We start from the raw sequence: 4,450 nt of genomic DNA, 5'->3' as shown, positions 1-4,450 counted from the left end.
CGAGCGCTTATGGCAACATTTCAAGCAGTTTTTGCGTTGGGAAACTTGCACCAACTTGGAGCAATTGCGACAGAAGTTGAAAGAGGTTCTCGATCTCATCTCTCCTGAAGTGATCTCCTCCATTTGTGGATGGGATTACATCACTACAGCTTTATTAAGTGCAACTTCATAGGAAATTGGTATAACACCATCGAATCTCTGCAACTTGCTGAACTCGATAATTTCTTTCGCACCGCTTGTTTGCAAGGCAAAACAGTCCAAATCGACCAAGTCATCGATAAAGACGATCCGACCGCCGCAGTCATCTATCCGATTATTTTGGCAGACCGATTAGAAATCATTCTCAAATTACCTCAACAACCGCTACGCCACTACAAAACTGATATCAGCCAGAGTGAAGTCGAAAGAATTGTCGGAGAATTGCGAAAGCAACTGACCAAACCTTACACGCTGAAAGAAACTCAAGCTTTATCCAAGCAAGTCTATGATTGGTTGATTTTACCTGCATCGCAGGATCTCGCTAGCAACATTAAAACTTTGGTATTTGTCCTCGATGGTTCCTTGCGAAATATCCCGATGGCGGCACTCTACGACGGTCAACAATACCTGGTCCAAAAGTATGGCGTTGCATTAACTCCAGGGTTGCAGTTACTCGGCCCCAAATCTTTAGAACGGGGAAAAATCAAAGCTTTAACTGCCGGAATTACTGAATCTCGCCAAGGGTTTGCTGCGCTCAACAATGTAACCCTGGAATTAAATCAGATTAAATCTGTAGTGCCCACTACGGTACTGCTCAATCAGGAATTTACCAGTACCGCTTTCCAAAAAGAAATGAATGCGGTTTCCTTCCCAGTCGTACATCTTGCCACTCACGGTCAATTCAGTTCTAAAGCTGAGGAGACATTTATTCTGACTTGGGATAATCGGATTAATGTCAATCAGTTAGATAATTTACTCCGAATTAGAGATACAAACCGACCGACTGCAATCGAATTACTCGTCCTTAGTGCTTGCCAAACCGCTACCGGGGACAAACGGGCGGCTTTAGGACTGGCTGGGGTTGCGGTACGCGCTGGGGCGCGGAGTACCCTCGCGTCTCTCTGGTCGCTGGACGATGAGAGTAGCGCCCTTCTGATGAGTCAGTTTTATCAAGAGTTAACCAATACCAAGGAGACGAAAGCGGAAGCACTCCGGTTTGCCCAGCTGTCTCTGTTGCAGAATCCGCGATACCAGCATCCTCGTTACTGGGCACCCTACGTGCTAGTGGGGAATTGGCTATAGTAGCGGCAAGATTAGCGGCAAGATTTTAAACCTATCGCGTTGGGAAGGGGCATGGCAATGCCCCTACAGACGAAAAGTAGTGGATTTCAAACAAGAACGCGCTTTTTTACCGGCGCATCTTCAAGCTGGCAGTAAGGACGACTGTAGCAGAGGGGCGACTCTAGAGAGTGCTGAACCAAGAAATCCGGATCGCTCATCACCTGCTCCGTTGCACCATCGTAGACGACCTGACCCTGACTCAAGACTACCGTGCGATCGCATAACTCCAAGGCTAAATCTAAGTCGTGGGTAGCAATCAGTTGCGTCAGGGGCAAGCTTTTTAACAACTCGATCAACTGGCGACGAGAACGGGGATCTAGCTGAGCCGAGGGTTCATCAAATACCAACACTTGGGGGTTCATTGCCAGCACGCCTGCGATCGCAATCCGCTTCTTTTCACCTCCGGATAAATTATCTGTATTCCGCTGTCCATAGCGTTCTGGATCGATATTCACCGCTGCCATCGCCTGAAGCACTCGTGCGGTAAGTTCCTTGTCTCGCAAGCCTTGATTCATTGGGCCAAAGGCAACATCTTCCCAAACTGTGGGCATAAATAACTGATTATCTGGATTCTGAAATACCAGCCCCACAAAATTCCGAATTTTTTGCAAATTCTCCTTTCTGACAGGCCATTCTCCAATGATGATTTCTCCCTCTTCGGGTAAGAGAATCCCATTCAGATGTAACTGCAAAGTGGACTTTCCCGAACCATTGGCTCCAATTAATGCCACCCGTTCCGTTGCTTTAATCGATAAATTAATTCCCCTGAGTGCATGAGTTCCGTCGGGGTAAATATAGCTAAGATTTTCGATAAATATTGGATTATGGTGCATAGCAAAAATTAAAAATTAAAAATTTTTAGAATAAATAAACCACTTGTCCCAGTAATGCCAAAATTACGGTTAAGGTTAAAGCCACAATGTCGCGGCGTCCGCCCGACGGCACCTTCTCGACAGGCGGTAGTCCTTGATAACCCCGCGACAGCATTGCCTGATAAACCCGCTCCCCCCGCTCATAGGTACGGATAAATAGCGTTCCCATCATGTTGCCAATCACCTGGCGTTGCCAGTGGTTGCTGCCCATCAGGTTGCGAGAGGCTGCTGCCCGACGCATGGCGTTAACCTCCCCAATTAGGACGCTAATGTAGCGATACATGGATGCGAGAATCGCCACCAGTAGAGGCGGGGTTCGCAAGGCGACTAATCCATTCAGTAGTGCCGGAACAGAAGTCGTTAAAGTCAGCACATTTAGCATCATCAATGAGAGTAACGCCTTGAGGGTCACGCTACCCAAAACCATCAGCCCGACGGTAGTAATCCGTAGCACTCCCCAAGACCACAACACCTCGCCGCCGTCCCGAAACAAAGTGCCCAGCAGTACAACGCCAATAAAAGCAAACTCAACGGCGATTCGCTTCAGCAGGATGCTCCAAGTGACTCGACTCAGGAGAACGACGCCTAGCACGCCTAACCCATAGATTGCCCAAGTCCACCAGCGTCCGTTTGGCGTCAGGGCGATCGCAAATACAAGCAGTAGCGTACACAGGATTCGAGTCCGGGGTGCTAATGAGTGCCAGGGAGTTTTGCGATCGCTATCGGCATCTAATTGAACGGCAATAATGTGCAGCAGCATTCGCTTTACGCTTTAGTTCTTAGCTATCCAGGGGGCCATCTGGATTATCTGAGGACGAGGGGACTTCATAGTCTGAGGAAGATGAAACAGAATTGCGAACCACCAACTTCCCAATCCCCCAAGCCAAACCAAATGTTGTTAAGGTTCCAATCAAACCGGCTAAGGGTGTGGCAAGTCCTTCTGGTACGCCTCTGAGGGCATATTCTTCAAAAACAGCGTAAAAGGGGAGTTTTTGGGCGGGTGCTTCTTCGGCTGCTTTATCCTCAAACTTTAGATCCTGAGAAACTCGGTCTAATCCGTCTGGATCTGAGCTAGCGAATGGAGACAAAAAAATTGCAATCAGCAGGGCAACACCCAATCCAGTGATGACAAAAGCCCGGTTGCGTTCCCGCGAGAGGTTGCTACTCATAAACGTTTAATCCCTTCCCTATATAACTAGATGCACGCAGTGCTTAACGCTGTGACAACGAACGAGATGCAGTGGAAACAGCTCGGCGGGGTGGATCGAACAACAGATCGGGACGCGATCGCCATACATAACTCACTGCTACGACGGTGATCAGTGATTCTCCAATGCCGATTAGGACGTGCCAAAATGCCATTGCCCCTACGGCTACCCCAAAGGGCACTGTTCCGGACAAAGCCAGTTGTACGGCTGTCAAAATCGAGGCAATAAACACGCTTGTCCAAGCTGCAATTGCCGTACCCACTAACATTCCCCGCCAGTTATCCCGTCCTAAGGCAAAGCGAATTGTTTTGTAGAGGTAGTAACCCGCAAAGGTGCCAATGAGTCCCATATTGGTGATGTTGGCTCCTAGCACAGTCAGTCCACCATCTTGAAACAAGACTGCCTGGACGATGAAGACTGCCACCATGACGAGCGATCCCGCCCACGGGCCAAGTAAAACTCCCGCGAGCGTCCCACCCAGCAGGTGCCCGGAGGTGCCCCCTGGAATTGGGAAATTAATCATTTGGGCGGCAAAAATAAAGGCTCCACACACACCCATCAGCGGAACTGCCCGTTCCTGGTAGTCAGCCTGCACTCGATTGAGGGCGAGTGCAATCAGTCCGATGGCGAGTACCCATGTCACGAGGCTAACGGGCAAGCTCAAGAAGCCATCTGGAATGTGCAAGGCTAACTGCGGCTGTATTATCCAGTGCAGTAAGCCAGAGGAGACAATACTAGGGAGCGGGGCTGTAATTATCATTAAAAATTGTCCTTTACTGCCAGATTATTTAATAAATCCAACCCTCTAATAAAACATAAATTTTTCAAAAAAAGCAATGCGATAGGGGGGCATTGAGGATTTTTAAGTTAATCATTGTATGGTGAAGAAATCTGTTACTTTTGGCATAATTTGAAGGAATACTCCTCCTCTCTAAGACTGAGATTCAGAAAATCTGCGATCGCAAGGTGTATAAGCGATCGCATCTGCGCGTCAGGACATTGCGAAATCAAAAAATGATGTTGCAGGGGCTACCCTACAACATCATTTCC

At 48.3% G+C, this 4,450-nt stretch carries 5 protein-coding genes; 1 reads left to right on the top strand and 4 read right to left on the bottom strand.

The window, feature by feature from the left end; all coding sequences use genetic code 11:
- Positions 1-129 precede the first annotated feature (129 nt).
- Positions 130-1,281 carry a CHAT domain-containing protein gene (locus H6F50_RS14390; protein WP_190429223.1) on the top strand — a complete coding sequence of 384 codons (1,152 nt, stop codon included), beginning with the start codon at positions 130-132 and terminating at the stop codon, positions 1,279-1,281.
- Positions 1,282-1,367: 86 nt separating this feature from the next.
- Here the strand turns inward: H6F50_RS14390 and H6F50_RS14385 are convergent, their stop codons facing one another.
- From H6F50_RS14385 to H6F50_RS14370, 4 genes are read right to left on the bottom strand one after another with little or no spacing between them, the layout of a single operon-like run.
- The gene (locus H6F50_RS14385) at positions 1,368-2,153 is read right to left on the bottom strand and encodes an ATP-binding cassette domain-containing protein (RefSeq protein ID WP_190429222.1); all 786 of its coding nucleotides are present in this window, start codon (positions 2,151-2,153) and stop codon (positions 1,368-1,370) included.
- 25 nt (positions 2,154-2,178) lie between these two features.
- Complete coding sequence (cbiQ, locus tag H6F50_RS14380; RefSeq protein WP_190429221.1) at positions 2,179-2,952, bottom strand: cobalt ECF transporter T component CbiQ; 774 nt, start codon at positions 2,950-2,952, stop codon at positions 2,179-2,181.
- A gap of 19 nt (positions 2,953-2,971) precedes the next feature.
- Complete coding sequence (locus H6F50_RS14375; RefSeq protein ID WP_190411035.1) at positions 2,972-3,361, bottom strand: PDGLE domain-containing protein; 390 nt, start codon at positions 3,359-3,361, stop codon at positions 2,972-2,974.
- A gap of 43 nt (positions 3,362-3,404) precedes the next feature.
- The gene (locus H6F50_RS14370; RefSeq protein WP_190411034.1) at positions 3,405-4,160 is read right to left on the bottom strand and encodes an energy-coupling factor ABC transporter permease; all 756 of its coding nucleotides are present in this window, start codon (positions 4,158-4,160) and stop codon (positions 3,405-3,407) included.
- Positions 4,161-4,450: the final 290 nt, after the last annotated feature.

This window comes from Coleofasciculus sp. FACHB-712 (assembly GCF_014695635.1).
In the GTDB taxonomy this organism is placed as follows: Bacteria; Cyanobacteriota; Cyanobacteriia; order Cyanobacteriales; family FACHB-T130; genus FACHB-T130.
Note: the sequence above shows the minus strand (reverse complement) of the source record. Positions and strands in the feature narration are given on the sequence as shown.

Coding starts and splice junctions, on each gene's coding strand:
- H6F50_RS14385 (WP_190429222.1), bottom strand. CDS start 2,153: ATGCACCATAATCCAATATTTATCGAAAATCTTAGCTATATTTACCCC.
- H6F50_RS14390 (WP_190429223.1), top strand. CDS start 130: ATGGGATTACATCACTACAGCTTTATTAAGTGCAACTTCATAGGAAAT.
- H6F50_RS14370 (WP_190411034.1), bottom strand. CDS start 4,160: ATGATAATTACAGCCCCGCTCCCTAGTATTGTCTCCTCTGGCTTACTG.
- cbiQ (WP_190429221.1), bottom strand. CDS start 2,952: ATGCTGCTGCACATTATTGCCGTTCAATTAGATGCCGATAGCGATCGC.
- H6F50_RS14375 (WP_190411035.1), bottom strand. CDS start 3,361: ATGAGTAGCAACCTCTCGCGGGAACGCAACCGGGCTTTTGTCATCACT.